General features: G+C 64.6%; 25 protein-coding genes. 12 read left to right on the top strand and 13 right to left on the bottom strand.

What is annotated here, in order from left to right:
* Nucleotide 1 precedes the first annotated feature (1 nt).
* On the bottom strand, nucleotides 2–1,438 hold the full coding sequence (locus AC56PL_RS12215) for a phytoene desaturase family protein (RefSeq protein ID WP_497153976.1): 1,437 nt from the start codon (nucleotides 1,436–1,438) through the stop codon (nucleotides 2–4).
* Nucleotides 1,439–1,566: 128 nt separating this feature from the next.
* Between AC56PL_RS12215 and AC56PL_RS12210 the strand changes: the two genes are divergently transcribed.
* Both AC56PL_RS12210 and AC56PL_RS12205 read left to right on the top strand, forming a co-directional pair.
* The gene (locus tag AC56PL_RS12210) at nucleotides 1,567–3,651 is read left to right on the top strand and encodes a PhoX family protein (protein ID WP_497153975.1); all 2,085 of its coding nucleotides are present in this window, start codon (nucleotides 1,567–1,569) and stop codon (nucleotides 3,649–3,651) included.
* Nucleotides 3,652–3,873: 222 nt separating this feature from the next.
* Nucleotides 3,874–4,032, top strand: a complete 159-nt coding sequence (locus AC56PL_RS12205) for a hypothetical protein (protein ID WP_497153974.1) — start codon at nucleotides 3,874–3,876, stop codon at nucleotides 4,030–4,032.
* Here the strand turns inward: AC56PL_RS12205 and AC56PL_RS12200 are convergent.
* From AC56PL_RS12200 to ggh, 3 genes are all read right to left on the bottom strand, one after another.
* Complete coding sequence (locus AC56PL_RS12200) at nucleotides 4,029–4,649, bottom strand: TetR family transcriptional regulator (RefSeq protein WP_495513942.1); 621 nt, start codon at nucleotides 4,647–4,649, stop codon at nucleotides 4,029–4,031. The genes AC56PL_RS12205 and AC56PL_RS12200 overlap by 4 nt on opposite strands.
* A 75-nt stretch (nucleotides 4,650–4,724) precedes the next feature.
* Entirely contained in the window at nucleotides 4,725–5,672 is a 948-nt protein-coding gene (locus AC56PL_RS12195) for an alpha/beta fold hydrolase (RefSeq protein WP_497153973.1), read from the bottom strand.
* A 65-nt stretch (nucleotides 5,673–5,737) separates the two neighbouring features.
* Entirely contained in the window at nucleotides 5,738–7,078 is a 1,341-nt protein-coding gene (gene ggh / locus AC56PL_RS12190) for a glucosylglycerate hydrolase (protein WP_497153972.1), read from the bottom strand.
* Nucleotides 7,079–7,169: 91 nt separating this feature from the next.
* Here ggh and AC56PL_RS12185 point away from each other — a divergent pair, with 91 nt between their 5' ends.
* The gene (locus tag AC56PL_RS12185) at nucleotides 7,170–7,850 is read left to right on the top strand and encodes an SDR family oxidoreductase (protein WP_482142667.1); all 681 of its coding nucleotides are present in this window, start codon (nucleotides 7,170–7,172) and stop codon (nucleotides 7,848–7,850) included.
* Between the two features lie 15 nt (nucleotides 7,851–7,865).
* On the opposite strand, the gene AC56PL_RS12180 is transcribed toward AC56PL_RS12185, so the two are convergent.
* The 6 genes from AC56PL_RS12180 to AC56PL_RS12155 all read right to left on the bottom strand — a co-directional run bounded on the left by AC56PL_RS12180 (nucleotide 7,866) and on the right by AC56PL_RS12155 (nucleotide 13,664).
* The gene (locus AC56PL_RS12180) at nucleotides 7,866–9,671 is read right to left on the bottom strand and encodes a penicillin-binding transpeptidase domain-containing protein (RefSeq protein WP_495513938.1); all 1,806 of its coding nucleotides are present in this window, start codon (nucleotides 9,669–9,671) and stop codon (nucleotides 7,866–7,868) included.
* A 115-nt stretch (nucleotides 9,672–9,786) separates the two neighbouring features.
* Nucleotides 9,787–10,713: a serine hydrolase gene (locus AC56PL_RS12175; RefSeq protein ID WP_497153971.1), complete on the bottom strand. Its 927-nt coding sequence runs from the start codon at nucleotides 10,711–10,713 to the stop codon at nucleotides 9,787–9,789.
* Entirely contained in the window at nucleotides 10,695–11,573 is an 879-nt protein-coding gene (locus tag AC56PL_RS12170) for a LysR family transcriptional regulator (protein ID WP_497153970.1), read from the bottom strand. The genes AC56PL_RS12175 and AC56PL_RS12170 overlap by 19 nt, the downstream gene beginning before the upstream one ends.
* Before the next feature lie 81 nt (nucleotides 11,574–11,654).
* Nucleotides 11,655–12,638: an alpha/beta fold hydrolase gene (locus AC56PL_RS12165; protein WP_497153969.1), complete on the bottom strand. Its 984-nt coding sequence runs from the start codon at nucleotides 12,636–12,638 to the stop codon at nucleotides 11,655–11,657.
* Between the two features lie 4 nt (nucleotides 12,639–12,642).
* Nucleotides 12,643–13,017, bottom strand: a complete 375-nt coding sequence (locus AC56PL_RS12160) for a nuclear transport factor 2 family protein (RefSeq protein ID WP_497153968.1) — start codon at nucleotides 13,015–13,017, stop codon at nucleotides 12,643–12,645.
* Nucleotides 13,018–13,127: 110 nt separating this feature from the next.
* Nucleotides 13,128–13,664 (bottom strand): ferritin-like domain-containing protein, encoded by a 537-nt coding sequence (locus tag AC56PL_RS12155; RefSeq protein ID WP_495513933.1) that lies wholly within the window; start codon nucleotides 13,662–13,664, stop codon nucleotides 13,128–13,130.
* Nucleotides 13,665–13,838: 174 nt separating this feature from the next.
* Between AC56PL_RS12155 and AC56PL_RS12150 the strand changes: the two genes are divergently transcribed.
* Nucleotides 13,839–14,795: a hypothetical protein gene (locus tag AC56PL_RS12150; protein WP_495513932.1), complete on the top strand. Its 957-nt coding sequence runs from the start codon at nucleotides 13,839–13,841 to the stop codon at nucleotides 14,793–14,795.
* 53 nt (nucleotides 14,796–14,848) lie between these two features.
* Here the strand turns inward: AC56PL_RS12150 and AC56PL_RS12145 are convergent, their stop codons facing one another.
* Nucleotides 14,849–16,123, bottom strand: a complete 1,275-nt coding sequence (locus AC56PL_RS12145; protein ID WP_495515970.1) for an MFS transporter — start codon at nucleotides 16,121–16,123, stop codon at nucleotides 14,849–14,851.
* Nucleotides 16,124–16,218: 95 nt separating this feature from the next.
* Between AC56PL_RS12145 and AC56PL_RS12140 the strand changes: the two genes are divergently transcribed.
* The 5 genes from AC56PL_RS12140 to AC56PL_RS12120 all read left to right on the top strand — a co-directional run bounded on the left by AC56PL_RS12140 (nucleotide 16,219) and on the right by AC56PL_RS12120 (nucleotide 18,589).
* A complete protein-coding gene (locus AC56PL_RS12140) occupies nucleotides 16,219–16,608 on the top strand; it encodes a YidH family protein (protein WP_497153967.1) in 390 nt (129 codons plus the stop codon).
* Between the two features lie 123 nt (nucleotides 16,609–16,731).
* A complete protein-coding gene (gene msrB / locus AC56PL_RS12135) occupies nucleotides 16,732–17,190 on the top strand; it encodes a peptide-methionine (R)-S-oxide reductase MsrB (protein ID WP_495513930.1) in 459 nt (152 codons plus the stop codon).
* Nucleotides 17,191–17,700 carry a peptide-methionine (S)-S-oxide reductase MsrA gene (gene msrA, locus AC56PL_RS12130; protein WP_495513929.1) on the top strand — a complete coding sequence of 170 codons (510 nt, stop codon included), beginning with the start codon at nucleotides 17,191–17,193 and terminating at the stop codon, nucleotides 17,698–17,700.
* Nucleotides 17,701–17,807: 107 nt separating this feature from the next.
* Nucleotides 17,808–18,272, top strand: a complete 465-nt coding sequence (locus AC56PL_RS12125; protein WP_497153966.1) for a hypothetical protein — start codon at nucleotides 17,808–17,810, stop codon at nucleotides 18,270–18,272.
* A complete protein-coding gene (locus AC56PL_RS12120; protein WP_497153965.1) occupies nucleotides 18,257–18,589 on the top strand; it encodes a transcriptional regulator in 333 nt (110 codons plus the stop codon). The genes AC56PL_RS12125 and AC56PL_RS12120 overlap by 16 nt, the downstream gene beginning before the upstream one ends.
* A 13-nt stretch (nucleotides 18,590–18,602) precedes the next feature.
* Here AC56PL_RS12120 and AC56PL_RS12115 read toward each other — a convergent pair whose 3' ends face one another.
* On the bottom strand, nucleotides 18,603–18,884 hold the full coding sequence (locus tag AC56PL_RS12115; RefSeq protein WP_495513926.1) for a hypothetical protein: 282 nt from the start codon (nucleotides 18,882–18,884) through the stop codon (nucleotides 18,603–18,605).
* 132 nt (nucleotides 18,885–19,016) lie between these two features.
* On the opposite strand from AC56PL_RS12115, the gene AC56PL_RS12110 reads away from it, so the two are divergent.
* The gene (locus AC56PL_RS12110; RefSeq protein ID WP_497153964.1) at nucleotides 19,017–19,616 is read left to right on the top strand and encodes a hypothetical protein; all 600 of its coding nucleotides are present in this window, start codon (nucleotides 19,017–19,019) and stop codon (nucleotides 19,614–19,616) included.
* 17 nt (nucleotides 19,617–19,633) lie between these two features.
* On the opposite strand, the gene AC56PL_RS12105 is transcribed toward AC56PL_RS12110, so the two are convergent.
* Nucleotides 19,634–20,482: a DUF5995 family protein gene (locus tag AC56PL_RS12105; protein ID WP_497153963.1), complete on the bottom strand. Its 849-nt coding sequence runs from the start codon at nucleotides 20,480–20,482 to the stop codon at nucleotides 19,634–19,636.
* A 105-nt stretch (nucleotides 20,483–20,587) separates the two neighbouring features.
* On the opposite strand from AC56PL_RS12105, the gene AC56PL_RS12100 reads away from it, so the two are divergent.
* Nucleotides 20,588–21,451 (top strand): LLM class flavin-dependent oxidoreductase, encoded by an 864-nt coding sequence (locus AC56PL_RS12100; RefSeq protein WP_497153962.1) that lies wholly within the window; start codon nucleotides 20,588–20,590, stop codon nucleotides 21,449–21,451.
* 114 nt (nucleotides 21,452–21,565) lie between these two features.
* Complete coding sequence (locus tag AC56PL_RS12095; protein ID WP_497153961.1) at nucleotides 21,566–24,070, top strand: toxin glutamine deamidase domain-containing protein; 2,505 nt, start codon at nucleotides 21,566–21,568, stop codon at nucleotides 24,068–24,070.
* Nucleotides 24,071–24,175: the final 105 nt, after the last annotated feature.

The raw sequence follows: 24,175 nt of genomic DNA, 5'->3' as shown, positions 1-24,175 counted from the left end.
CTCAGTTTCGGCCCGAGTGCTCCTGGATGATCGCGGCTTCGGCGGCGTACTTCCCACACATTCCGTGCACACCGCCGCCGGGAGGCGTGGACGACGAACACAGGAACACGCCCCTCACCGGCGTTGCGTACGGCACCCGAGCAGCGACCGGCCTGGTGAACTGCTGACGAAGATCCGAAATGCCCGAATTCATGTCGCCACCTACATAATTCGGGTTGTAGACGGAATACTGTTTGGCGGTCATGGTGTGCCGAGCCAGTACGACGTCTCGAAAGCCCGGTGCGCACCGCTCGATCTCCGCCTCCACAGCCGCCGTCATGTCGACGTCGCTGCCGTGCGGTACGTGGCAATACGCCCAGGCCACGTGCTTGCCTGCGGGGGCCCTCGTCGGATCCAGCACGGTTGGCGTGCCACCGATCAGGTTCGGACGCTGCGGGATCCGGCCGGCCTGCACATCTTTCTCGTTGTCGCGGATCTGCTGTTCACTTTCGGCGATGTGGAAGGTGACCGTGGACCCGGTGTGGGGGTCGGTCCACGGGATCGGTTCTGACAACGCGTAATCGATCTTGAAGGTGCCCGGTCCGAACCGGAACTTCGCGAGCCTGCGGCGATAGCGGGCAGGCAACCTCTCGCCCATGATGGTGGCGAATTGCCGCGGATCGATGTCGAAGAGCTTCAGCGGTGCATCCGGCAGGTCATCGAACTTGTAGACGGGATGGTCGGTCTCGATATGCCCACCGTGCTCGCGCAGTGCACCGGCAAGCGCATCGGCGATCGACTGACTGCCGCCATGCGCCAGCGGCCAGCCGCCGGAATGCACCAGCATCCCCAGCATCAGTCCCACCGCGGCCGTCGCGACCTCGCCGGGCGGTCTGACCACATGCGTGGCGATCGCCGAGAATGCCGTGCGCGTCCGAGGGTCCCGAAACATGATCCGGTTGAACACATCTGCGCTGAGCAGGGCCAGCGGCCCGAAATGTGCGGCGGCCAACGGGTGTCGGGGTATTCGGAACGGGCCGAAGAAATCGGAGATCAGGTCCGCCGAGTGCGCGGCAGCGTATCCCAGGGTCGCCGACCAGGCGCGGGCATCGCGGCCTAGGAACTCGGCGCTGCGGCCGAGATCGGTGTACAGCGGTAGAGCGGTCCCGTCACCGAACACATGCGACAGACCGATCTCGGGCACCAGCCAGTGCAGGCCGTGGCGCGACAGATCCATCGAATTGAACGCCGGAGAAGCCATCCCGGTCGGATGCACCACCGAACACACGTCATGGTGAAAGCCGGGCTCGGTCAATTCGGCCGTCCGCGTCCCGCCGCCGATCGTGGGGTGCGACTCGAGTACCAGCACCTTGCGGCCGGTCTTGGCCAGGGTCACCGCCGCGGACAAACCGTTCGGACCCGATCCGACCACCACCGCGTCGTACCCATCTGCTCCCATGTCCATCAACGGTAGACCTCAAATGCCAAGACTTAACCACTGATTCATCCCACGTTCCGACACCCGTTGTTTACGCCGCCTAACGTTCGACCGGTTGCTCGATGTCTGTCTACCTGGGGGAGCCCGCGGTGCGTATTCCGCTCACAATCACCACCAAGCATGAAGGGGCGTCTGCGCGTTCCCTGGTGACCTGCCACTACAAGTGCGGCGACGCCTGCTGGCATGAACCCCCCAACACCAGCAACAACACCTACTTCCGTGATGTCGCCCGCGGGGCCATCTCCCGACGTTCGATCCTGCGTGGCTCAGCGGCCGCAGTGGTAGCGGTCGGCGCCACCTCAGCACTGGCAGCCTGCGGCGACGATGGCAAGACAGCGGCCACGAGCAGCAGCGCTGCCGCCGGCACCGGTGTCGGTACCGCGGCGGAAACCGGGACCACCGGAATGAACTTCGCGCCGGTCGCACCGAATGTCGAAGACGCCCTGGTGATCCCGGCGGGTTATGAACAGGCGGTGGTGATCAGGTGGGGTGACCCGGTACTGCCCGGCGCCCCTGAATTCGATTTCGACAACCAGACCGCCGAAGCCCAGGAGAAGCAGTTCGGATTCAACAATGACTTTGCCGGACTGATCCCCATCGACGGCCAGGCCGGTCACTTCTACCTGGTGGTCAACCAGGAGTACACGACCGAACAGTTCATGTTCAAGGGCTACAAGCCCAAAGAACCCACCGATCAGCAGGCCCGCGTCTCGATGGCAGCCCACGGGATCACGGTTGTCGAGGTCAAAAGCGAAAGCGGTTCAGGCAAACTCACACCCGTGGTCGGAGACCGCAACCGACGGCTGACGGCGATGAGCCCGTTCACCCTCACCGGTCCGGCAGCAGGCAGCGAGTTCGTGAAGACTGCCGCAGATCCCACCGGGACAACGATTCTCGGCACCATCGGCAACTGCTCCGGCGGCCTGACCCCGTGGGGCACGATGGTCTCCGGCGAAGAGAACTTCAACAACTACTTCACCGGCGCGGCATCGATCACCGAACCGGTCGCCAAAGAACGTCTGGACCGTTACGGATTCGACGACGAGGACGACTACCACCAGTGGGGTCGCTACGAGACCCGTTTCGACCTGGCCCAAGAACCCAACGAGGGCAACCGATTCGGTTACATCGTGGAGGTCAACCCGCACGATCCGGAGTCCACCCCGGTCAAGCATTCCTCGATGGGGCGGCTCAAGCATGAAGGCGCCAACATCTTTGTCACCGAAGACGGCACCGTGGTGGCCTACACCGGCGACGATCAGAAGTTCGAGTACATCTACAAGTTCGTGTCCGACAAGAAGGTTCAGCCCGGACTCGGTGCCGCGGCCATGCGCCACAACATGAGCATCCTGTCGACCGGCACCCTGTACGTCGCCCAGTTGAGCGGCAACGAACCCAAGTCGATCGACGGCAGCGGCGCACTACCGTCCTCCGGTTCTTTCGCCGGAACCGGCAAATGGTTCCCACTGCTGACGGTGACCGACGACGGCGCCCAGTCGCGCGTCGACGGCATGAGCGCCCAAGAGGTCGCGGTGTTCACCCGAGCGGCCGCCGACAAGGTCAACCCGACCAAGATGGATCGCCCCGAGGACATCGAGGCACATCCGGTCACCGGCAAGGTGTACTGCGCGCTGACCAACAACAGCGATCGCGGAACCGATGGTGAGGCCGCGGCGGATTCACCAAACCCCCGTAACAAGAACAAGAACGGCCAGATCATCGAGATCACCGACAACCACGCGGGTACCGACTTCACCTGGGACCTGCTGCTGGTCTGCGGCGATCCGGCAGCCGCCGACACCTACTACGGTGGCTTCGACAAGACCAAGGTCAGCCCGATCTCCTGCCCCGACAACGTCGCCTTCGATCCGCACGGCAACCTGTGGGTGTCCACCGACGGCAATGCCCTCGGCAACAACGACGGCCTGTTCGCCGTCGCCCTCTCCGGCGAGAACCGGGGTGAGACAAAGCAATTCCTCACCGTCCCGCGCAGCTCCGAGACCTGTGGCCCGATCATCGGGACCGACCGGGTCATCGTGTGCGTCCAGCATCCGGGAGAAGAGGACGATTACTCGGCCGACAAGCCGTATTCGCATTGGCCCGACGGTGGCGACAGCCAGCCCCGCCCGGCAGTGGTGTCGGTCTGGAAGTCCGGCGGTCAGATCGGCATCTGAGGCAGTACGCCAGGCCGGGGCTCCGGGACCCACTTCAGAAGAACTGGACGCGAAAGCCTATCCATAGCGCCCTGAATGGGTTACCTTTCCATGGATCCGACGGGGAGGGATCTACGGGGTGGGGGCGTGTACCTGGTGTGTCGACCGGGGCAGGGTTCGACGCGTGAATCATCAACCTGCACCGGATCACACCATTGCCGACTATCCACGGAGCGAATCAACGTGTCAGAACAACCGTCAGAACCCACCCGCATCCAGAAGATCATCGGGGCGATCTTCATCAAGGCCTACCAGCTGAAGCAGAAGATCAAGCCCGCACCCGCGGCGCCCCAGTCCACACCTGCCGCACCCCAGCCCGACACCGAGCCCACAAACCCCTAGGTGAAGAGGTTCTCCATCACGTCGCTCACCTGTGCGGCGAGGTAGTCCCCGGCGGTGTCGTCACCGTTGTGCCACCTGATCAGGGCTTGCTGAAACAGACCGTCGATCAGCGCGTAGGCCTGCGGTGGCTGCAGCGCCGGGACTGCCTGATCGAACTCGCAGTAACGGGTGACAACCCGCCAGGTCATGTCTTCCAGACCCTGCTCGATCTCGCCGACCACCGGCCGGAAGCTCTTGTCAAAGAGGCTCTGAGCCCGCATGTCGTACCAAAGCCGGTGCGTCGACGCATCTTCGACGACCGAATCCTTCATCGCCGCGGCAAACCGGCTACACAGATCTGACGCGCTGGTGGCTCCCTCGGTGGCTGCGTCATATCGGGTCACGCATTCGACCTTGTATTCACGGACGACAAAGATCATGAGTTCGTTTTTGTCCGCGAAATAGTAGTGCAGGACGCCGTGAGTGAAATCCGAATTATTTGCAATGTCGCGCAAACTCGTGTTGGCATAACCGCGTTGGGCGAGTGTCAGTAAGGCCGACTTCGCCAGTTCTCGGCGGCGATCCCCGAACTTGTCCGGACGCCGATCACCGCGCGGCTTTTTCGTAGGCGTACTCATCACAAGGGATTCTAGGGCCGTGCGATCTCGGCAATCAATTGTCTGCCCACCTTCAAACAATTCCTCACAAATCGTTCAAGAGGTCCGGCGGAGATGGTCGACAATCAACTCACCCACAACGTCGGGCTTTTCCAGATGCAGAAAATGACCGGCACCCGGCACGATGCGGGCTTCACTGCCCGGCGCCAGGACCTTTTCGGAACGACCGACAAACCCGGCCTGCATGCAGCCGTCGTCGGCGCCGTGTAGATACAGCACCGGTGTCAGCGGCTTACCGAAGGCGGCCGCCTGCATGCGGTGATATCGGCCAGCGCTGCGACCCGGTCGCAACGTCGCCCGGTAGTAGCCGAGCACTGCGCTGCGGTGCTGCCGATCCGGTAAGGCGGCAAAGACCGCGGGAAGATCCACACCGGCGTCATAGCCTGGTGACCAGCGACGCCACAGCAGCGGGATCAGCCGGTCCAGGCTGCGCTCCGACAACCGCGGCAGCTGGACGAACATCATGTACCAGCTCATGACCAGTTGGCGACCGAGCAATTTCATCAGCTGTGCCGTATTGTCCGACAGCGAAGTGAAGGCACCGACCGGTGGCACCGACATCGACACCACCGCGGCAAACGGGGAATCCCCGTAAGCAGCAAGCCCGTTGGAGGTCAGGGCACCCCAGTCGTGGCCGATGACCACTGCCCGGTTGTCGGCCTCGAGAAGCCGATGGATTTCGACCGCGTCGTACATCAGCGCACCCAGGTGATAATCGTCGTCCGCCGCGACCGTCGACGGCGCATAGCCCCTGGTGAACGGTGCGACAACCCGGTATCCCTCCGCTGCCAGCCGGGGACCAAGGTGCCGCCAGCTGTAGGCGGTGTCCGGAAAACCGTGCAGACACAGCGCAAGTGGGCCGTCAGGCGGACCCCACGCGAAGGCGGTGAGCGTGACCGTCGGCAATTCCAGGATGATCACCTCGGCGCCTACGGGCACAGCGATTTCGGGATCCACTTCGGACGGGTCGACTTCGGGGGCCATCGAACCACTCAAGCCGACAGCCGCCGTCCTGTCCAGGGTTCAGCGGTCCGACCGCCGTTGCCAGCTCAGTCCAGCCAGTCCAGAACCGCCGCCGCGGTCCATGATTGCTGCATGCTGCCCAGCGGCGCCCCGGTGAACGGTTCGTAGTACTCGGCAAATGACCCGTCCTGCGTCTGCCGCAGACCTTCTTCGCGAAGACGTGCCGACCGCTCGGGCCAGCCGCGCTGGGCAAAAGCCCACGAGAACAGCCATGTGATCACCGGCCAGACCGGCCCGCGCCAGTACTCCCGCGGTTTGAAGTCCGCGGAAATGGGTGACGTGGACGGCGGCACCGCATATTTCAGATCCGGGTGGCCGCAGAAGCGTGGGCCCTCGAACAAACGCAAGAGGGCGCGTTCGCGGTCGCGGGGCAGACCACCGCAGAGCAGCGGCGCAAACATCGCGATGGTCTCGGTGTTGATCCAGCGATCCGCGCGAATATCGAAATCACGTGCCGCCCCGTTGCGTTCCGACGTCGAGGCCGCAACCCCGGAGCGGAAGCGCTCGGACCAGGCTCGCAGGTCGCGGACGTCGGCGAGCGGTTTGGAATAGTCCTCTCCGATGGTGGCCAGGACGTCACAGGCGACTGCGAAGATCGCGCTGACAAACACGTCTTCGATCGCAAAACTCATCACGTCGGGCAGAATCGCGTCGTCGTAATTGGCGCGCTTCATCTGCTCGACCAGCCACAGATACCGGTCGTATTCGATGTCGGTCGGACGCATCGACGCGTCCGCGCCATGCGACAGATCAGCCCGGGTGTACGGCGGGAGATCGAGGCCCGGGATCACGTTGTTGTAGGCCGCATCCCACCGCGGGGAGTTGTCCATGCCGGACTCCCAGCCGTGATAAAGCGTGATCCGGCCGCGCCCCTTCGGATCCCGCGCGTGGGCCAGCCACCGGTGCCAGCGCACCAGGTCGCCCCAACGCCGATCGAGAAACTCCTCGGCCATCGACCGGGTGGTGCGACCTTGCCGACGGGAATGATCGAGGATCCGCTGGACCGCGATCGCGTGCACGGGCGGCTGTGTGATTCCCGAGGTGTCCGGTGCCCGTGGCGCATTGAACGCGAGATCGGAGCACTCCCAGCGGGCGGGCCCGGGGAAGTAACCGTCGCGACCGTTGGCGAACACGATGTGCGGGATCATCCCGTTGCCCCATTGCGCCGAGAGCAAGGTGTCCATCTCGACCACGGCCCGCTCGACACTCAGCGGCGCCAGACCCACCGTGACAAAGGCGGCATCCCAGCTCCACATATGCGGATAAAGACGCGGCGCCGCGCTGGTCATCGTCCCCAGATCGTTGCCGCGCAGAAGGTACGCGGCGCGGGCGGACAGCTGTGTGTTCGTGAATCCGGAGTATCCCACGCTCCACATTCTGACCCCCCACCTCCATTCGCGCCCGGCCTGGTAGCCCGACCCGCCGGGCGTGTGGTCCATCGGCACTAAGGTTGAGGCCATGCCAACCGCGTTGATCACCGGCGCCAGCCGCGGGCTGGGAGCGGCCATCGCCCGCCAACTCGCCCCCACCCACGACCTGCTGCTCGGCGGCAGACCCTCCACCGACCTGGACAACATGGCGTTGTCTCTGGACGGTGCCAGCACATGGCCGGTCGAGCTGACCGATCCCGACGAGATCGAGGCCGCCACCGAGGCGATCAGCTCACTCGACGTGCTGGTACACAGCGCTGGGGTGATCAGCTGGGGCACCGTCGAGGAGTCCCCTGCCGACGAGTGGCGCCGGGTCCTCGAGGTCAATCTCATCGCCGCCGCCGAACTCACCCGGCAGCTGCTGCCTGCCCTGCGTAACGCCGGCGGCCATGTGGTGTTCATCAATTCCGGTGCCGGCCAACGGGTCAACGCCGGTTGGGGTGTCTACGCGGCCAGCAAGTTCGGACTGCGAGCGCTGGCCGACGCGGTGCGTCTCGAAGAACCGGCGCTGCGGGTCACGTCGATCTTCCCGGGCCGGATCGACACCGAGATGCAGGAAGAACTCAATGCCATGGAAAGCGGGGGCGACTACGACGGGACCCGCTACCTGCGGCCCGAGACCGTGGCCGCGGCCGTCGTCGCCGCCATCAACACCCCGGTCGACGCCCATCCGCAAGAGATCGTCCTCAAGCCCACCGGTCGTCACTGACAGGGCTGACGGGGCTCAGCCCTCGGCGGCCGGCCGCAGGAAGTCTCCGGCCACCGCAACCGCGGGCCCCGAACTGTCACCCCCGACCACCAGTGACGCGAAGGCGATGTCGCCGCTGATCCCGGCGAACCAGCCGTGCGCGTGGGTGTTGTCGCCGTACTCCGCAGTGCCGGTCTTGCCGCCGAGACCGTCGATGTCGGCCAGCGACGCGGCGGTGCCCGACGTCACCGTCTGACGCATCATCGTCCGCAAGGCCGCCACCACATCGGGATCCAGCGGCGATGGTGTCTTGTCGGCGGTGGTGCTCTGCCCGATGACCAGGCCCGGCAGCACCATCGAGCCGTTGCCCAGGCTTGCCTCCGCCACCGCCAGACCGAACGGCGACACGGTGACACTTCCCTGGCCGATCCCGTTCTCCACCCGCAACGCGGGAGTATCCGCGGAGCCGACCTGACCGGTGACCGTGGTGATGCCGGGAACGACGAAGTCCACACCGATTCCGAACTGTTCGGCAGCGGCCGGCAATGCATCGGGTCCCAGTCGGTCCGACAGTGTCGCCATCGTGGTGTTGCACGAGCGTGAGAATGCCGTGGTCAGCGGTACCGAACCCAGATCGAAGTCGTCTTCGTTCGGGATGGTCCGGCCCTCGATGGTCGTGCGACCCGGGCAGGGCAGCTGCGACTGCGGCGTCACTGTTCCCGACGACAACGCCGCCGCCGTTGTCACGGTCTTGAACGTCGATCCGGGCGGGTACAGCCCGGTCAACGCTATCGGACCTTCCCTGTTCGCCGCGTCGTTCTGCGCGACCGCGAGTATCCCACCGGTCGACGGTGAGATGGCCACCAGCACTGCCGGTTTGGTCTGCGCCGACACGGCCCGCTGGGCCAGCATCTGCAGACGTAGGTCCAGCGTCAGCCCGATCGGCTGCACCTGTTGCGGGAGAACGGTCTTGAGCTGGTCGACGTTCTTGCCCTCGTCATCGACGATCCGCACCGACCAGCCGGCCCCGGCCGAGATCCGGTCGTTCCATACGTCTTCCATACCGGCCAGCACGGGCGAGCGCAGTCCGCGCTCGGCGGTGAGCAGTTTCCCCTGCTCAACGACCTCGACTCCGTCTATCGAATCAAGCTGTTCCCGAACTCTTTCCAGATCATCGGCGCGCAGGGTTGCGACGTTGACGGTCGGACCGCCTTGGTCTCGGGCCGCGGTCCGGATCGACGCGTCGGTGATCGAGGGGTCGATCCCGGCGAGTACCCGGGCCAGCGCGGCCGAGCCCTCACCGAGTGCCGCCTGATCCAGCGTGATCACACCTACCGTCTGCCATGTCATCAGTTCGGCGCCGGACCGGTCGACGACCGGGGTCAGAAGTTCTTTGTCGTCGGAGTACTGAAAGTGCGCACCCGAGCGTAAGTTGCTGTGCAACAAGGCTGGTGACCACTCCAGTCGCCAGCCGTCGTCGGTGTCGACGGATCGGCCGGTCGTCTCGTACGTCAGGTCTTTGCCCGGCCCGAACGTCCACGCCATGGTCAACCGGCCATCACCACCGTCGGATCCCACGTCGCCGACCGCAACATCGACCGCGGCCTCTTCTCCGAGTCGATCGAACATGTCCGCGATCGCCGCCCTCGCGACAGCGGGATCGGTGGTCTGATCAGCCGCCTTGTCCACGTCTTTGCTGTGCAGCGCGGACGCGAACGCCTCGAAGTTGCTTTCCGGATCGTCTCCCGACTGGCTGCAGGCCGCCGCAAGCAGTGCCACGACCACCAGCACCGCTACGGTCGAACGTCGAAAGGCGGGCCGCGTGCGTTCATCAATACTCATTGCCCGCGAACTCAACCACCGCGACGCACCGCCCACAAGGTCGCAACACCCCGCAACGCGATAGCGTTCGGATATCACCGCAGGCCAAGCCCGATGCGAAGCGGGCACAGCACGATCAGATCACCGGGCTCCGCACCTCTGTGACCGCGATTCTGGCGGCCCGTCCGATCGCGGCCTCCACCGTCGGGAGCGACATCTCCGATCGGGCGGCATGGGTGAACACGGCGACCGCGATCGGATGCTCGCCGGGGTATTCGACCACCGCAACCTCATTGCGGATGGCGCCGAGTGTTCCGGTTTTGCCCGCGATCGTCGCCACCCCCAGCGGGAATCCCGACGAGACGCGTTGCTGCCAGGCCTGCTTACGCATGGTCTTGCGGATCAGGTCGCACATCGCCGGCGAGGCCACCCTGTCGTCCCAGATCAGTTCGAGTAATCGGGTGGCCTCACGAGGTGTGGTGGCGCTGGCCAGCGCTGGGTCGTACGCGCTGATGGTGTCGTCGCGATCGATGTTCGCCAACGCCGAAAAGGCCTCGGAGACCGAGTCCGTCCCGGTCTCGGCCACCAGTTGTTGCTGCAGTTGCGCCATTCCGCCGACCACTCGGGTCCCGCCCAGGCCCGCCGTCTCGAGTACCTCCCGCACCGCGGCCAGACCGACCTCGGCGAGAATCACATCGGCAGCGGCGTTGTCGGAGATCACCATCATCTGCACCGCGAGATCACGCCAGCTCAACGTGATCGGATCATGCAGTGCGGCAATGCCCGTCGGCCCGGCCGCACACGTACGCGGATCGACGGTGACGGTCGCACCCAGATCCAGCTCATCGCGATCCGACTTCCGGCACAGCGCCACCATGAGGGGGAGCTTGTAGACCGATGCCATCACCACCGGATCGTCTGCCTGCCAGGCGAACTCACGAGCCGGGGCCCGGCCGATGGTGCGGGCGTGGACCCATCCCGCGCAACCGGCATCGGCGAAGGTCTCGCCGATCCGGGATCGGGCGCTCGCGACATCGCGGGAGATCACCGGGAGAGCTTCCACAGCGCGGATTCGACCGCGTCGATCGCCTCGCGATCGGCTCCCGCACGCCGCACCACCTGCAGTCGTAGCGGCACGTCCTCGCGGATCATCGGCACCGGCGTGATGCCGGCGATGTGCCCGAGGTGATCAGCGCCCACCGCCAACGCAAAGGCCTGACCGCCTGCCACTGCGGCGATCACCTCACCAGAGGTCCGGACCGGCATGACCTCGACGTCCAGCCCGCGGACGTGGAGGGTGTCGAGGAGCAGATCGACGGCGGGCGGATTCGCGGTCCGGGGCATATGTGCCAACGCCAACCCGTCGAGCATCCGCACCGATGGCCGCGCCGCCGACGCCACCGGATGACCCTGCGGAACCACGAAGGTCCGCTCGATGCGAACGGCCGGCCCCGCTTCCAGATCATCTCGGACACAGGGGTGCTCGACAACGGCGAAATCGATCAGTCCCTTCCGGACATCCGCGATCAACTCGACAACCGTGCCCGTGACCATCCGATGCCCACGATCGGCGCCCAGCACGGCAAGTGCCGTCGAACACCGGGCAGCAATCGCCGGATCGACATCCGACGGCAACCCCCATCGCAGAACATCCCGGTGCTCCCGCAAGCGCCGCGCCTCCCCGGCGAACCGCTCCGCGTCGTCGACCAACACCCGGGCACGGGGCAGGAGCTCGCGCCCCGCGCCGGTCAGTACCGCTCCCTGCGGTCCCCGGCGGATCAGTTCGACACCGAGTTCCTTTTCCAGACGACGCAGCCCCTGGGACACCGGCGGTTGTGTCATCTCCAGGCGCGCGGCGGCGTGGCCAAAATGTCCCTCTTCGGCCACCGCAACGAAAAACCTCAGGTGTCGGACAAGATCCATGCCCCCACTGTGGCACCTTCACCGATCGTCGTCGCATCCGAGCCGGACCCGACCCCACGGTCTGATCGGTGGTCCGGGTTTTCAGAAGTCGAGTGTCGTCGCGAAGTGCGCCAATGCCGCGTTGATCTCGCCGGCACGTTCCATCTGGATGAAATGACCGGCACCGTCGTATGTTTCGACCCTCTGCAGCCGAGGCATCATCTGGCGCATCCGGGTGATGGCCCGCGTACCCGCCATCGTCAGAACCGGGTCGTTGCCGCCGCAGAGAAACATCGCGGGTACATCGAGCATCCGAGGCTGCACGTCCTGTTGTTCCCAGTTGAGGTCGGCGGCGCGGTACCAGTTCAGGCCACCGGTGAAACCTGCTTGGCAATAAGCGCTTTCGTAGACGTCCATCTCGGCGGGCGTCAGCCAGGACCACGGGAGCGGCGGCGCCTGCGGCAGGACGTCGAGGTATCCGAGCCTGGTGTCGTCGTGATGATTCGGGCGATGACTCGGGTGCTGCCAGATGTCGAGGTAGCGGTACGACCCCGACAGCGCGTGATGGATGCGGTGCAGGAACTCCCGAGGCGCGCCGTCGAGTTCGGCATCGGCCAGGCCGGGCTGCAGGAAGTACTCGAAGTGGAAGAAATGCTTCTGCGCCATGGCGGTGAACGCATCGGACGGCCTGATCGGAAGCCGGTCCGGCGTGTACGGCATTGCCATCAGAACCAGTCCTGCGACACGCGTCGGGTGCTCGAGCGCCAAAGTCCACGCCGTGGGCGCCCCGAAGTCGTGGCCGACCACCAGCGCGCAGTCCACGTCGAGGGCGTCGAGCAAGCCGATCAGACGGGTACCGACAGACCTGTAGGTGTACTCACCGACGTCCGCAGGCGCCGAGGACCCGCCGTATCCCGGCATGTCCGGTGCGATCACCCGGAACCCGGCGGACACCAGCGGCTCGACCTGGTGTCGCCAGCTGTACGCCAGGCCCGGGAAGCCATGGCAGAGCAGTATCGCCGGCCCGGAACCCTCGTCGATCAGGTTCCAGTCGAATCCGGCGACAGACATCTGCCGATAGCGCATGAAACTACAGTTGCTGCAGGTCCTCGGGACGCCAGACCGCTCGCATCGTCTTGATCTTGCGGTTCTCGTCGAACACCATGATGTCGACCGGGGTGATCTTGAACGCCATCCCGGCGGTTTCGGTGATCAACGTGAACTCGAACACCGCGGTGTCTCCGGCGATCTTGGTCCAATGGAGTTCGGCGGTGGCCTTGTCCATCGCGGCGATCACGCCGTAGAACTCGATCAGCGACTCGCGGGTGTTCCGGATGTCGGCCCCGATGGGATCTTCGACGGTCGCCCCGTCGGCGTAGAGGTCGGCGACCTGTTCGGGCGTTCCGTTCGCAACCAGGTCGACATACGATTCGACAACCTTCTGCAACTCCTCGACACTCGCCATCTGGCGTCTCCCCTCGAATATGTAGAACGTGTTCTAGTTCGAGGCAGGACAATACCCCGCCGGCACACTGTGCCGACGGGGATTGAGGAGTTCGGAGTCCGGCTACGCGGTCAGCGACTCTTCTTCGCTGCCCCAGCCGCGGTCTTCGCGCCCGCGTTGGACAATTCGCCTGATGCGTTCTCCAGATGCGCCCGGACGAACCACTGGAACTTCTCGAGTTCGGCGGTCTGGCCGATGAAGATGTCCTCGGTGACCGGATCGATCTCACCTGCGACGGAGATCGCCTCACGCTGCGAGGTGATGAAACCGACGTACACCAGATCAAGCGCTCCGAGGTGGGCCTGGACGGTATCGCGGCCGACCGAATAGTCCTTCCACGAGCGATCCTCCTCGATCGCCTTTGCGGTGCCGTTGGGCGATCCGCCCAGCGTCGCAATCCTCTCGGCGAGGGTGTCTGCGTATCCGCGGGCCAGCTCGACCTGCGGATCGATCATCTCGTGGACACCGATGAAGTTAGGGCCGACGACATTCCAATGAATGTGCTTGAGGGTCAAGTGCAAATCGTTGAACGCGCTGAGTCGTTCCTGCATGACTGCGATCAGTTTTTTTGTGGCGTCATCAGAGAGGCCGGGTGCGGTGAATGTCATGGGGGCAGGGTTCCCATCAAGCACCGGCGCCAAACGTCCGCAATCGTCACCGTGTGACGTTCAGACACACGTTGGCCAAACGGGTCCCGATGTCCTTGACACCCCATACCTGGTGGGATTGGGTCAGTTGAACACTAGTGCCGAAGTCTCAACGGATTGTCGAAGGATTGCGAAATGACGCAGAACCCACCCCCACCCGGGAACGAACCAGACGTTCCCCTCGGAAAGGATCCGGGGCAGGCCGAACCACCCCAGGGTGGCCAATACCCACCGCCGGGCGGATACCAGCCCCCGCAGGGCGGCCAGTACCCAGCGCCCGGTAGTTACCAACCGCCACAGAGCGGGCAATACCCACCGCAAGGTGGCTACCAGCCCCCACAGGGCGGGCAATACCCACCGCAGGGCGGCTACCAGCCCCCACAAGGCGGATTCCCGCCACCACCGCCGCCCGGGCAGTACGCGCCGCAGGGTGGCGGATACCCCGTCGGCGGCTTCGGACCTCCGCAGCTGTCGGTCGGAGCGGCGATCAGCTACGGCTGGGACAAGTACAAGGCGAACGTCGGTCCCTGGATCGCGATCTGCCTGTTGGCATTCGTCGTGAGCCTGTTTGTGTCATTTGCATTCTCGGGCTTCAGCTTCAACGACGAATCAGTGGTGATGAGCCTGCTCGGCAGCTTGGCGTCGTTCATCGTCAGCACGCTTTTCAAGGCCGCGCTCACCAACGGCGCCCTGGCCGAACTCGACGGCCGGCGTCCGAACGTCGCCGCGTTCTTCAACTTCAGGAACCTCGCCGCGGTGTTCCTCGTTGCAATCGTCGTGGGTATTGCCACCTCGATCGGCTTCATCCTGCTGATCATCCCGGGCCTGATCATCATGTTCCTGACCTGGTTCGCGCTCACGTTCGCGATCGATCGCGATCAGGACGCGATAACCGCGATCAAGGCGAGCTTCGAGCTGACGTCCAACAACGTCGGTCCCCTGTTCCTGCTCGCGCTCGCCAACACCGGACTGATCGTCCTGGGAGTCATCACCTGTGGCCTCGGGTTGCTGGTGGCCGCACCAATTGTTGTCATCTCCAGCACCTACGCCTACCGCGTCCTCACCGGCGGTACGGTCTCACCGACCGCCTAGGTCAGTAGCGACCTGCGGAGCCAGATTCACCAAAAGCCCGATACCGGCGCCGATCATGGCGACGGTGTCGGGTTTTTGTTGTCCGCAGGCACCGGCACTTCGATGAGCCGCACGCCCGCTTCCCGGCGCGCCCGGCCGCGGTAGACCAGGACACCGGCGATGGCGCCGATCCAGACGAGGAACTGCACGGTCCACGCGACCCGGAACGAGTCGAAGGAATAGCCGCCCATCGCGCCGATGATGCTGCCCATCAACTGCATCACCACCATGGACACCAGGAACCCACCCATGTTGACCAGGCCCTGCGCGGTCCCGAGCACCGCACCAGGGTTGGAGGTCCGGGCGAAGTCGAAGCCGATCACCGATCCGGGGCCCCCGACCGAGATGACCACCACCAGCAGCAGCAGCAACCACATCGGCGCCGCAGTGGGAAGCAGCAACACAATCGCCCAGATCACCGCGTTGCTGCCCATGATCACGAGCACCAGATCCGACCGCCGCCTCGGGTAGCGTCCGGTGAACATGCCGATCAGGATCCCGGCGATGACGATCACACCGACCGACACCGTCAGGATCCCACCCGCTGTGTGCTTGGAAAGTCCCTGTGCAGCAGTCAGATACGGGATTCCCCACATCAGAGAGAACACCGTGATCGAGAACTGGGTGCCCATATGGGTGAAGAAGCCCAATTTGGTCCCGGACCGCGACCACACCGTCTTGACACCCGCCAACGTCACGCGCAGCGAAGTCCGTGGCACGGCCGTCTCGGTTCCGGCCGGAGCGTTACGCACCACGGCCACTGTCAACACCACCGACAACAGTCCGAGGGCGGCAGCCGACATGTACGCCGGCGTCCATCCGTGGACATCGAGCACCTTGAGGAACGGCAGCGCCGACAGCACCTGACCGAATTGTCCACAGATCCCGGTCAACTGCGTGACCAGGGGCACCCGTCGCGGCGCAAACCATCGGGGGACCAAGCGCAGCACCGAGATGAAGGTGAATGCGTCGCCGATCCCGACCAGGACCCGCGCCGCAATCGCGACAGCCAAGTCGTCGGTGAGCGCCATCGTCATCTGTCCGGTGACCAGGATCAAACCACCGGTCACGAGCATCGACCGGGACCCGAAACGGTCGAGTAACAGTCCCGCCGGAACCTGCGAGAGCGCGTAGACCGTGAGCTGTAGGACCACGAACGTCGAGAGCACACCGGGCGACGCAGAGAATCGGTCAGCGGCATCGAGCCCGGACACACCGAGTGTGGTTCGCGCGAGAATCGCCACCACATAAGCGAATACACCTGTCGCCCAGATCACCCATGAGCGCACAGACATCCCTTTCACGCGTTCGGCCCCAGGTTTCAAGCATGGTCCTCATCGATTCGGCCCCGACATCCGGCCCAAGGCCGGTGCACACGAGGGTCATGGGCGATGATGGAGTCGTGCCGAATCCCGATGAGCCACCGGCGGATCAACAGCTCCCTCCCGGTGCGGTCGACGCCCGGTTCACCCTCGCCGCCGAACGGACGGTGTTGTCGTGGTTCCGGACTGCGCTCGGGCTCGTCGCGGCCGGGTTGGCGGTGATGCACGTGCTGCCCGACTACTCGACCCAGATGTCTCGTGACATCCTCGGCATCGGCCTGGTGGCGTTCGGCGCGTTCACCGCGATCGCCGGCGGCTTGCGCTGGAAACAGACCGCCACCGCGCTGCGGGACGGCGGCGAACTGCCCGGCCCTTTCCCCATCTGGATGCTGATCGCGCTGCTCATCGGATTCTCTGTGTTCGCCGTTGTCCTCGGATTGCAAACACGCTGAGCCGCCCCCTTGGCACGTGGAACACCTGAACCTCACCCGTCGTTGTAGGTACAGAACTCCACGACTCCCGCCGAATGCCCGACACCGGCAGTCGGCGGTGACAATTATCAAAGGAGCGTCCCCGTGTCGCATGAGTACCGCAAAGATCCAGAGGCCGTCGCCAAGCTGAACCCGGCGCAGTTCGCCGTCACGCAGGAATCTGCCACCGAGCCGGCCTTCCGGAACGAGTTCTGGGACAACCACGAAGCCGGCCTCTACGTCGACATCGTGTCCGGCGAACCGCTGTTCACCTCGACTCAGAAGTTCGACAGCGGCTGTGGATGGCCCAGTTTCACCACTCCGATCGAACCGAAGAATGTTGTCGAAAAGACAGACACCACACACGGGATGGTCCGCACCGAGGTGCGTTCGGCCCACGGCGAGAGCCACCTCGGCCACGTCTTCAACGACGGCCCGATCGCCGAGGGTGGTCTGCGTTACTGCATCAACTCGGCCGCACTCCGCTTCATCCAGGTCGCTGACCTGGAGAAAGAAGGTTACGGCGAGTATCTCAAGCTGTTCACCACCGAGGAGGCGAAGTAGATGAGCGAGAAGGCGATACTGGCCGGCGGCTGTTTCTGGGGCGTACAGGACCTGGTCCGTAAACTTCCCGGCGTTCTGTCGACCCGGGTCGGATACACCGGCGGCGACGTTCCCAATGCCACGTACCGGAACCATGGCACGCATGCCGAGGCCCTGGAGATCGAGTTCGATCCGGACAAGATCACCTACCGTGATCTGTTGGAGTTCTTCTTCCAGATCCATGACCCGTCGACCAAGAACCGGCAGGGCAACGACGTCGGTGCCAGCTACCGGTCGGCGATCTTCTACACCGACGACGACCAGAAGCAGGTGGCGCTGGACACGATCGCCGATGTCGACGCGTCGGGACTGTGGCCGGGCAAGGTCGTCACCGAGGTGACCCCTGCCGGCGATTTCTGGGAGGCTGAGCCCGAACATCAGGACTACCTCGAACGCATCCCGAACGGGTACACCTGCCACTACGTCCGCCCGGGCTGGAAACTGCCACATCGGGCGCAAACAACCAGCTAGACCCGCATTTCTCAAAGCCCTCGCCCGACTCCGGTCGGACGGGGGCTTTGACTTTCCCACTGGGAAAGTAGATACTACTTTCCCGACAGGAAAGTGAGTTTCGCATCATGGCCGATATTGATCCAGAAGAAGCCCGCAGCGCCCTGGAGTCCGCCGAACGCGCTCGTCGCCAGGTGAGCGACGAAGTGGGTTTGCCCAACCAGTACTGGTGGGGCATGGCGGCAGGCTGGCTGGTGTTGGGGGTTCTTTCCACATTCACTCCGTGGTGGGTGGCGCTCGCGGCAACCATCCTGTTCGGTGTGGGGCATTCCGTTCTCGCATCGCAACTGTTGAGCGGTCGTCGCCGCACCTCTCGCCTCCAGGTCAGCCGAGAGGTGACCGGCGCGAAGAACGCAATCATGGTGGTCGGAATCCTGCTGATCCTGGTGGCGCTGACCATCTCGTTCGCACTGGTTCTCGACGCCCAGGACGTCGGGATGCCCGCGCTGTGGTCATCGTTGGTCGTCGCCATGATGACCGGGGTCGCCGGACCGGAGATCTTGAAGACGGTACGCAGATGGGCACGAGTGTGAGCCAACCCGACGGTTTCGACGAACTGATCCACCCGAGTACACGGCTGTCGCTGGTCGCGACCTTGGCGGCCGCAGACTGGGCCGAGTTCGCATTCCTGAAAGAACGCCTCAACCTTTCCGATTCAGCGCTGTCCAAGCAATTGTCGACGCTCGAAGACGCTGGTTACCTGATCACCGAACGGGCATCCACCGGTCGCAGACGAACGGTTCGGGTCAGGCTCACCGACGTCGGGCGGCATGCCTTCAAAGGCCATACCGCTGCATTGCAAAAGATTGTCAGCAGCGCCGCCCCCGGTCATCCGCTGACCGAAGGATGACCGGGGCCGTGCGTTAGAAACCGAGCCCCATCCAGTCGGTGGCGGTGAATTCTCTCTCGAGGTGCGCGGCCTCGAGCTTGACCTCATCTGGATCCGGGTCGAGACCGTCGCCGGCGAAAGCACGCAGTGCGCAGATGACACCGGCCTCGTAGGTTTCGAATCCACCGATGACCACACTGTCGGCCCGCCACCACACGAGTAGGTGCGACCCACTCGGGGACGGGCAGAAGCCGATCACCCGGCCATCACGGGCCAACGTCGGGCAATCGTCGGGGAAGCCGTCGGTTTCACTCATGGGAGCACTGTATTCGCAACCCCTGACGTACCCGTTGACCAGCACAAACACCGACCACACCGCAGCGGTTGTGTTTGCCCCCGAGGCGCACAGGGTAGTCCGTCAGCACCATCGACATGTCTGGAGCTGATCGTGAACACCGTTGTCTGGATCGTCATAGCCGTAGTAGTCGTACTCGTCCTACTCGCACTTGCTGTCGTCCTGGTGCGCAAGCGGCGCGCCCATCGCCGGGTCGAAGCCGGACAGATCCGGGAAGCCGCCTCCCATCGGGTGAACGAAGTCCAGCGGAACGAGGCCATCGCCGAAGAATCAGCAGCGAAGGCTCGCCGCGCACAAGCAGACGCCGAAGCAAAGGCCGCCGAGGCCAAGCGTCTGTCGCACGAAGCCCAGACCCATCACGGTGTGGCAGCGTCCTCACGTGAGGAACTGCAGGCCGAGTTCGAACACGCCGACAAGATCGATCCCGATGTGCCGCACGCCGGCCGGCATGAGCGCCACGGAGACGGCGACAATCCGGTCGGTGTCGATACTCCGGCTCGCGACGGCAATCCGGTCCACTCCGGCAATCCGGCCCGCGACGGCAATCCGGTCCACTCCGATAATCCGGCCCGCGACGGCAATCCGGTCCGCGACGGCAATCCGGTCCGCGACGGCAACGTCTCACGCGGCGAAGATCCGGCCCGGCACGTTGGTGATGCTCCGGCACCCGGCCAACGGCACACGCCCCAGTAGGCGAGTGGTTTCGGCGATCAGATGAGGCCGGTCACCTCGAGTCCGTCCAGGGCGACGTTGGCCGTACCCAGCAGCAGGTTCATCTCGGCGACCGTCGCGTCGTGGGTGGCAGGATTTTGCAAACCGAAACTGTTGACCAGCGCCACGGTCCGTACCGACTGGAACATCAACGTGGTCGCCAACTCATCGCCGAAGATGTCGCCGACGAACCAGCCCGTGAACAACCCCTCGAGGTCGGTGCCGTAGGTCTTCTCGAAGCCCGAGACGATCCCGGGTGTCGCGTCGACCAACGCACCGCCGAAGGTGTAGAAATCCTTGGTGTTGTCCGCGGTGGTGCCGATGTTGACCAGCGCTTTGGGGAAATCGACGATCAGGTGCGCAAAGATCGCGCCCATGACAACCCGTCCTGGACTACGGTCGCAATCCTCGGTCAGCGCCAGCGCAGCGGCCCAGTGGGGCGACGGTGTGCCACCGGTGACGAACTTGTGCAGGTCGGTCAGGTACAACCGGACCACCTCCACGGCAAGGTCGCCGGCCCACACCGGATCGTCGTACACCCCCGAGTCGATACTCGGGCCGACGAGATTCAGGATCTCGTCGAACGCCAAGGGGAATGTGCCCCGGTAGTCGTCGGAGTGGGTGAGTTCGCCACGCAAGGCGGTGATGCGATCTCGCGCCTGCTCGAAGGTCTCGATGCCGGCGGGGTCCGTCAGGGCGGCGAGTGTGGCGTCGGACTCAGGTGTCGAAAGGGGTACACACGCCGACGCGGCAGGTGCCGCGCCAACGGCGGGAGCGGTCAACGTCGCGGACCCGAGAACCAGCGCAGCCGTCACGACTGCGGCCCGGAGTGTCGTATTGAGAATCACAGCCGGACACTAGCCCGTGCTGTGACCGACTGCACGTTCGGGTGTGGGCGTCATCTCGCGCACACCGCTCAGAACTGTGCGCCGTTTCCGGTTTAGGCTCAGCTGATGCGGTATGGGATCTCAATACTTCCGGACCAGCCATGGCATCAAGCGCGGCCGAAGTGGGAACGTGTGGAAAGCATGGGTTTCGACCACGGGTGGTTCTTCGACCACCTGGTGTGGGGTGGTCTGCCCGACTCCCAGTGGTTTTCCTGCATACCCACGATGACCGCCGCGGCAGCGGTGACACCGATCAAGCTCGGGACATTCGTGGCCACACCCAACTTCCGGCATCCCGTCTCGTTCTCCCGCGAGATCGAAACCCTCCTCGACATCGCCGGCGACCGGATCCTGCTGGGACTGGGCGCCGGTGGCACCCCCGACGACGGTCTCGAAGGCAGGGCTCCGCTGTCCGCCAAGCAGAAGGTGGACCGGTTCCAGGAGTTCACGCTGCTGCTCCAACGGCTTTTCCACGAAGACCACGTCACCGCGGACGGTGAGTACTACCAGGCCAGGAACATGCGGCTCGTCGGTGGATCGGTACGCGACAGGATCCCGTTGGTGCTGGCAGGCAACGGCCCCAGATCAATCCGCTTTGCCGCAAAGTACGGCGATGCCTGGATGACCACCGGCGCCAAGGTCGAGACGCTTGATGAGTGGTTCACCGGCATCGCCGCGAGTTGCGGGTTACTCGACGAAGCACTGATTGCCAACGGTCGGGATCCGGAAGGCTTCGATCGCTATCTGAACCTTGATGCCTCACCTCAATTCTCACTGGAGAGCATCGGGGTCTTCGACGAGATGGTCGGCCAGGCAGCAGAACTCGGATTCACCGACGTGATCACCCATTGGCCGCGTGACAACGACCCGTTCCGTGGATCGGTTTCTGTATTGGAGTCGTTGGCAGAACGCGGATTCAAGAACCCGTAGTCAAGAGCCGGTTCGTACCATCGGCCCGTTCGGGAACGAAGCGGTGCCCGTTCGCGCGAGGTTTGACCACATCCCTTACCTGGCGGCCTCGGCGCGGTTATCGTCGAGCGGACCATGTACTCAGACCGCACACCGGATACTCGCTTCGAGTCGACGCCGCCTCGAGCCCGATCCCTCTCTGCCCCAACGCAATCGGGTGCGGCACTTCTGAGCCTGCAACGCGAGGCCGGCAACGCGGCGGTGACGAACGCGATCACCGGAACCGGTGGCCCACAGACGTCCACCCCCGCCAATGCCCAGTCCGGGGAGGCCGGTGCGGCCCCGATGTTCCCGGTCTATGACCGCATCGCGCGGAAGAAGAAGATGGTGGACGCCACCGCGTTTGAAGCCGAACGCGCGGCGCTCGGTCGTCGGTTGCGCTACCAGATGAAGGCGATCCCGGAGGACGCCAAGACGGTACTCAAGGAATACCCGTTCGAAGAAGTCAAAGAGATGTACGCCGAGTCGATGGAGCTGCTCGGGCGGGCAGCCAACCATTACTCCCGCGGCAATTTGTTACTCGCCGGGATGTGGACGCGCGAGGCGGGCAAGTACACGGACATCGAGATCAAGGCGCACCGGATCTTCATGGGACAGTCGGTGTGGTCGTACGTCGGCAAGCGGGTCGGGCTGGCCGTCATCGGCATCTTCGAGGGTGCGGCCGACTCCCTGCTGGGTTTGATCGACATGGGCGCCGGCCTGGTCGGCGTCGATCCCGGGCTGGTCGAGTGGAACACCCAGCGCTACAACACGATCAAGGGCGGCTTCACCTCGGCCACCGGTATCGACCACACGCTCGTCAGCGATGACGAACTCGGGCGCTTCGGCGGAAAGGTCGCCGGCGGACTGGCTTTCGGCGGCGGAATCGCCAAGGCAGCGCAGGGTGGAAGCGTGGCAGCACAATTCCTGATGCTGACCCAGGTCGGCGGCGGCATCCGGATGACAGCTGATGGTATCGGCGTGATGCGTGGCCAAGGGAAGTCCTGGGGAGAGATCTTCAGCGATCCGGCCGTGATCGCCCAGATAGCCGGGGGTATCGCCGGTGTGGCGGGAATCGGATCGGCGAGCGTGCCCGCGGTGCGCGACTTCCTCAACCAGGTGGGCCTCGTCGCGACCGCCGCCCAACTGTCCGGGATGACGGCGACATTGGTGAAGATCCAGAACGACACCACACTCACCGACGAACAACGACAGCAACAGTTCCTCGATGCGACCGCCAATCTCATTGTGGCAGTGGGTCTGACCGCCGACCAGCAATACGGTGCCAGGCAACCTGCCGCGGCACCGGAAGCCATCGGCCAACCCAAAGCTGTTCCATCCGCCACCGCAGCACCGGAAGGCCTGCCGGTACCGGCACCCAAGCCGGCTGCACCCAAACCGAGCGTGCACGAGCGGTTCGACCTGTCCGACACCCCGGACGGAACCCAGCCGGCGCCGGTTCCGGCATCAGCAGGTGGACGCGGCAGTGGGGCAGGCGGCAGCAGTAGAGACAACGACGGCCCGACCGCTCCCGGCGACAACAAGACCGTGACGCGGCCCGCACCCCATGACGCCGACGCCGTCACCGATCTGGGCGACGTCATCGAACCCCCGAAACCGGCCGGCCCCACACCAACCACCCCCGGCGACAAACGAACCACCACCCGCCCCGCACCCCACGACACCGACGCCGACACCGACCTCGGCGACGTCATCGAACCCCCGAAACCGACGACATCGCCGAAGACATCCGCACCCGAACGCGACGTACACGGTCGGTTCGACCTATCCGATACCCCGGCACCGGTCGAATACTCCGCGAGAAGCGCACAGGCCCAGGCGACGACCGCCCGCCGGTCGCTCGACCAGATCGCGGCTGCCGCGAGTGAGGTGAGCGCGGTGATCGGCCGGGCAGGCACCAACTCCACCCCGGCCTCAGAGGTTGTCGCCTCCGCGCGACGAACGATCAACCGCCTGACCAAGGAAAGTGCGGATCATGCCCGACGCGCGGCGGAGGCGGCGGAGAACGCCGCGGCGGCACGGCAGGCGGGCGACCACAAAACCGAGCGACTCGAGGCCCGGGTCGCCGAGTACAACGCCAACCAGGCCCGCAAGGCCGCCGTCGATGCCACTCGACTGGCCCTCGCGGCCCAGATCGACGGGGTGAATCCCACGAAGTCGACGAACAACTGCGGTCACGTCATCGAGGCCATCGAAGCCCGGCTGAACGGGACGAACCCCGATGCCCACGCCCGCGCAGGCGGCAATCTGCGTCTGGGCTCCACACCCCGCTCCGACGGCATCCGCTACAAGGAGAGCATCGGTGACCAGTACGACGGTTCGTTCGACCCCAGTACCGAGCCCAAGGTCGCCGCGAACATCGCGGCCCGCGGTGAGGGCGCTCAGGGGGTTGTCTATGTCGATTGGCTGGGCGCCGATGGCAAGGCACTCGACATCGGGCACTTCTTCAATGCCTTCTACAAGAACGGGACCGTCTACTATCTCGACGGTCACAGCGGCAACGTCGCAACCACAATCGCGGCGCTGTTCCCCGATGCGCGAATCGGTGCGATTGACTACATGCCGATCGAACGGCACTGAGCCCGGGGTCGAGGTCGCTGGGAGACAGCACTTCACGGTGGATGAGGAGGCTGTTCGCCCACAAGTTCTCGGCGACGCCGGATTCTGCTGTAGATGAACACCGAT

This window comes from Williamsia sp. Y721, assembly GCF_059683565.1.
This window is presented reverse-complemented; position numbering and strand designations above follow the sequence as displayed.

Coding starts and splice junctions, on each gene's coding strand:
- AC56PL_RS12120 (WP_497153965.1), top strand. CDS start 18,257: ATGGGCACGAGTGTGAGCCAACCCGACGGTTTCGACGAACTGATCCAC.
- AC56PL_RS12100 (WP_497153962.1), top strand. CDS start 20,588: ATGCGGTATGGGATCTCAATACTTCCGGACCAGCCATGGCATCAAGCG.
- AC56PL_RS12180 (WP_495513938.1), bottom strand. CDS start 9,671: ATGAGTATTGATGAACGCACGCGGCCCGCCTTTCGACGTTCGACCGTA.
- AC56PL_RS12215 (WP_497153976.1), bottom strand. CDS start 1,438: ATGGGAGCAGATGGGTACGACGCGGTGGTGGTCGGATCGGGTCCGAAC.
- AC56PL_RS12115 (WP_495513926.1), bottom strand. CDS start 18,884: ATGAGTGAAACCGACGGCTTCCCCGACGATTGCCCGACGTTGGCCCGT.
- AC56PL_RS12125 (WP_497153966.1), top strand. CDS start 17,808: ATGGCCGATATTGATCCAGAAGAAGCCCGCAGCGCCCTGGAGTCCGCC.
- AC56PL_RS12095 (WP_497153961.1), top strand. CDS start 21,566: ATGTACTCAGACCGCACACCGGATACTCGCTTCGAGTCGACGCCGCCT.
- AC56PL_RS12155 (WP_495513933.1), bottom strand. CDS start 13,664: ATGACATTCACCGCACCCGGCCTCTCTGATGACGCCACAAAAAAACTG.
- AC56PL_RS12185 (WP_482142667.1), top strand. CDS start 7,170: ATGCCAACCGCGTTGATCACCGGCGCCAGCCGCGGGCTGGGAGCGGCC.
- msrA (WP_495513929.1), top strand. CDS start 17,191: ATGAGCGAGAAGGCGATACTGGCCGGCGGCTGTTTCTGGGGCGTACAG.
- AC56PL_RS12170 (WP_497153970.1), bottom strand. CDS start 11,573: ATGGATCTTGTCCGACACCTGAGGTTTTTCGTTGCGGTGGCCGAAGAG.
- AC56PL_RS12140 (WP_497153967.1), top strand. CDS start 16,219: ATGGGCGATGATGGAGTCGTGCCGAATCCCGATGAGCCACCGGCGGAT.
- AC56PL_RS12165 (WP_497153969.1), bottom strand. CDS start 12,638: ATGCGCTATCGGCAGATGTCTGTCGCCGGATTCGACTGGAACCTGATC.
- AC56PL_RS12150 (WP_495513932.1), top strand. CDS start 13,839: ATGACGCAGAACCCACCCCCACCCGGGAACGAACCAGACGTTCCCCTC.
- AC56PL_RS12195 (WP_497153973.1), bottom strand. CDS start 5,672: ATGGCCCCCGAAGTCGACCCGTCCGAAGTGGATCCCGAAATCGCTGTG.
- AC56PL_RS12200 (WP_495513942.1), bottom strand. CDS start 4,649: ATGAGTACGCCTACGAAAAAGCCGCGCGGTGATCGGCGTCCGGACAAG.
- AC56PL_RS12160 (WP_497153968.1), bottom strand. CDS start 13,017: ATGGCGAGTGTCGAGGAGTTGCAGAAGGTTGTCGAATCGTATGTCGAC.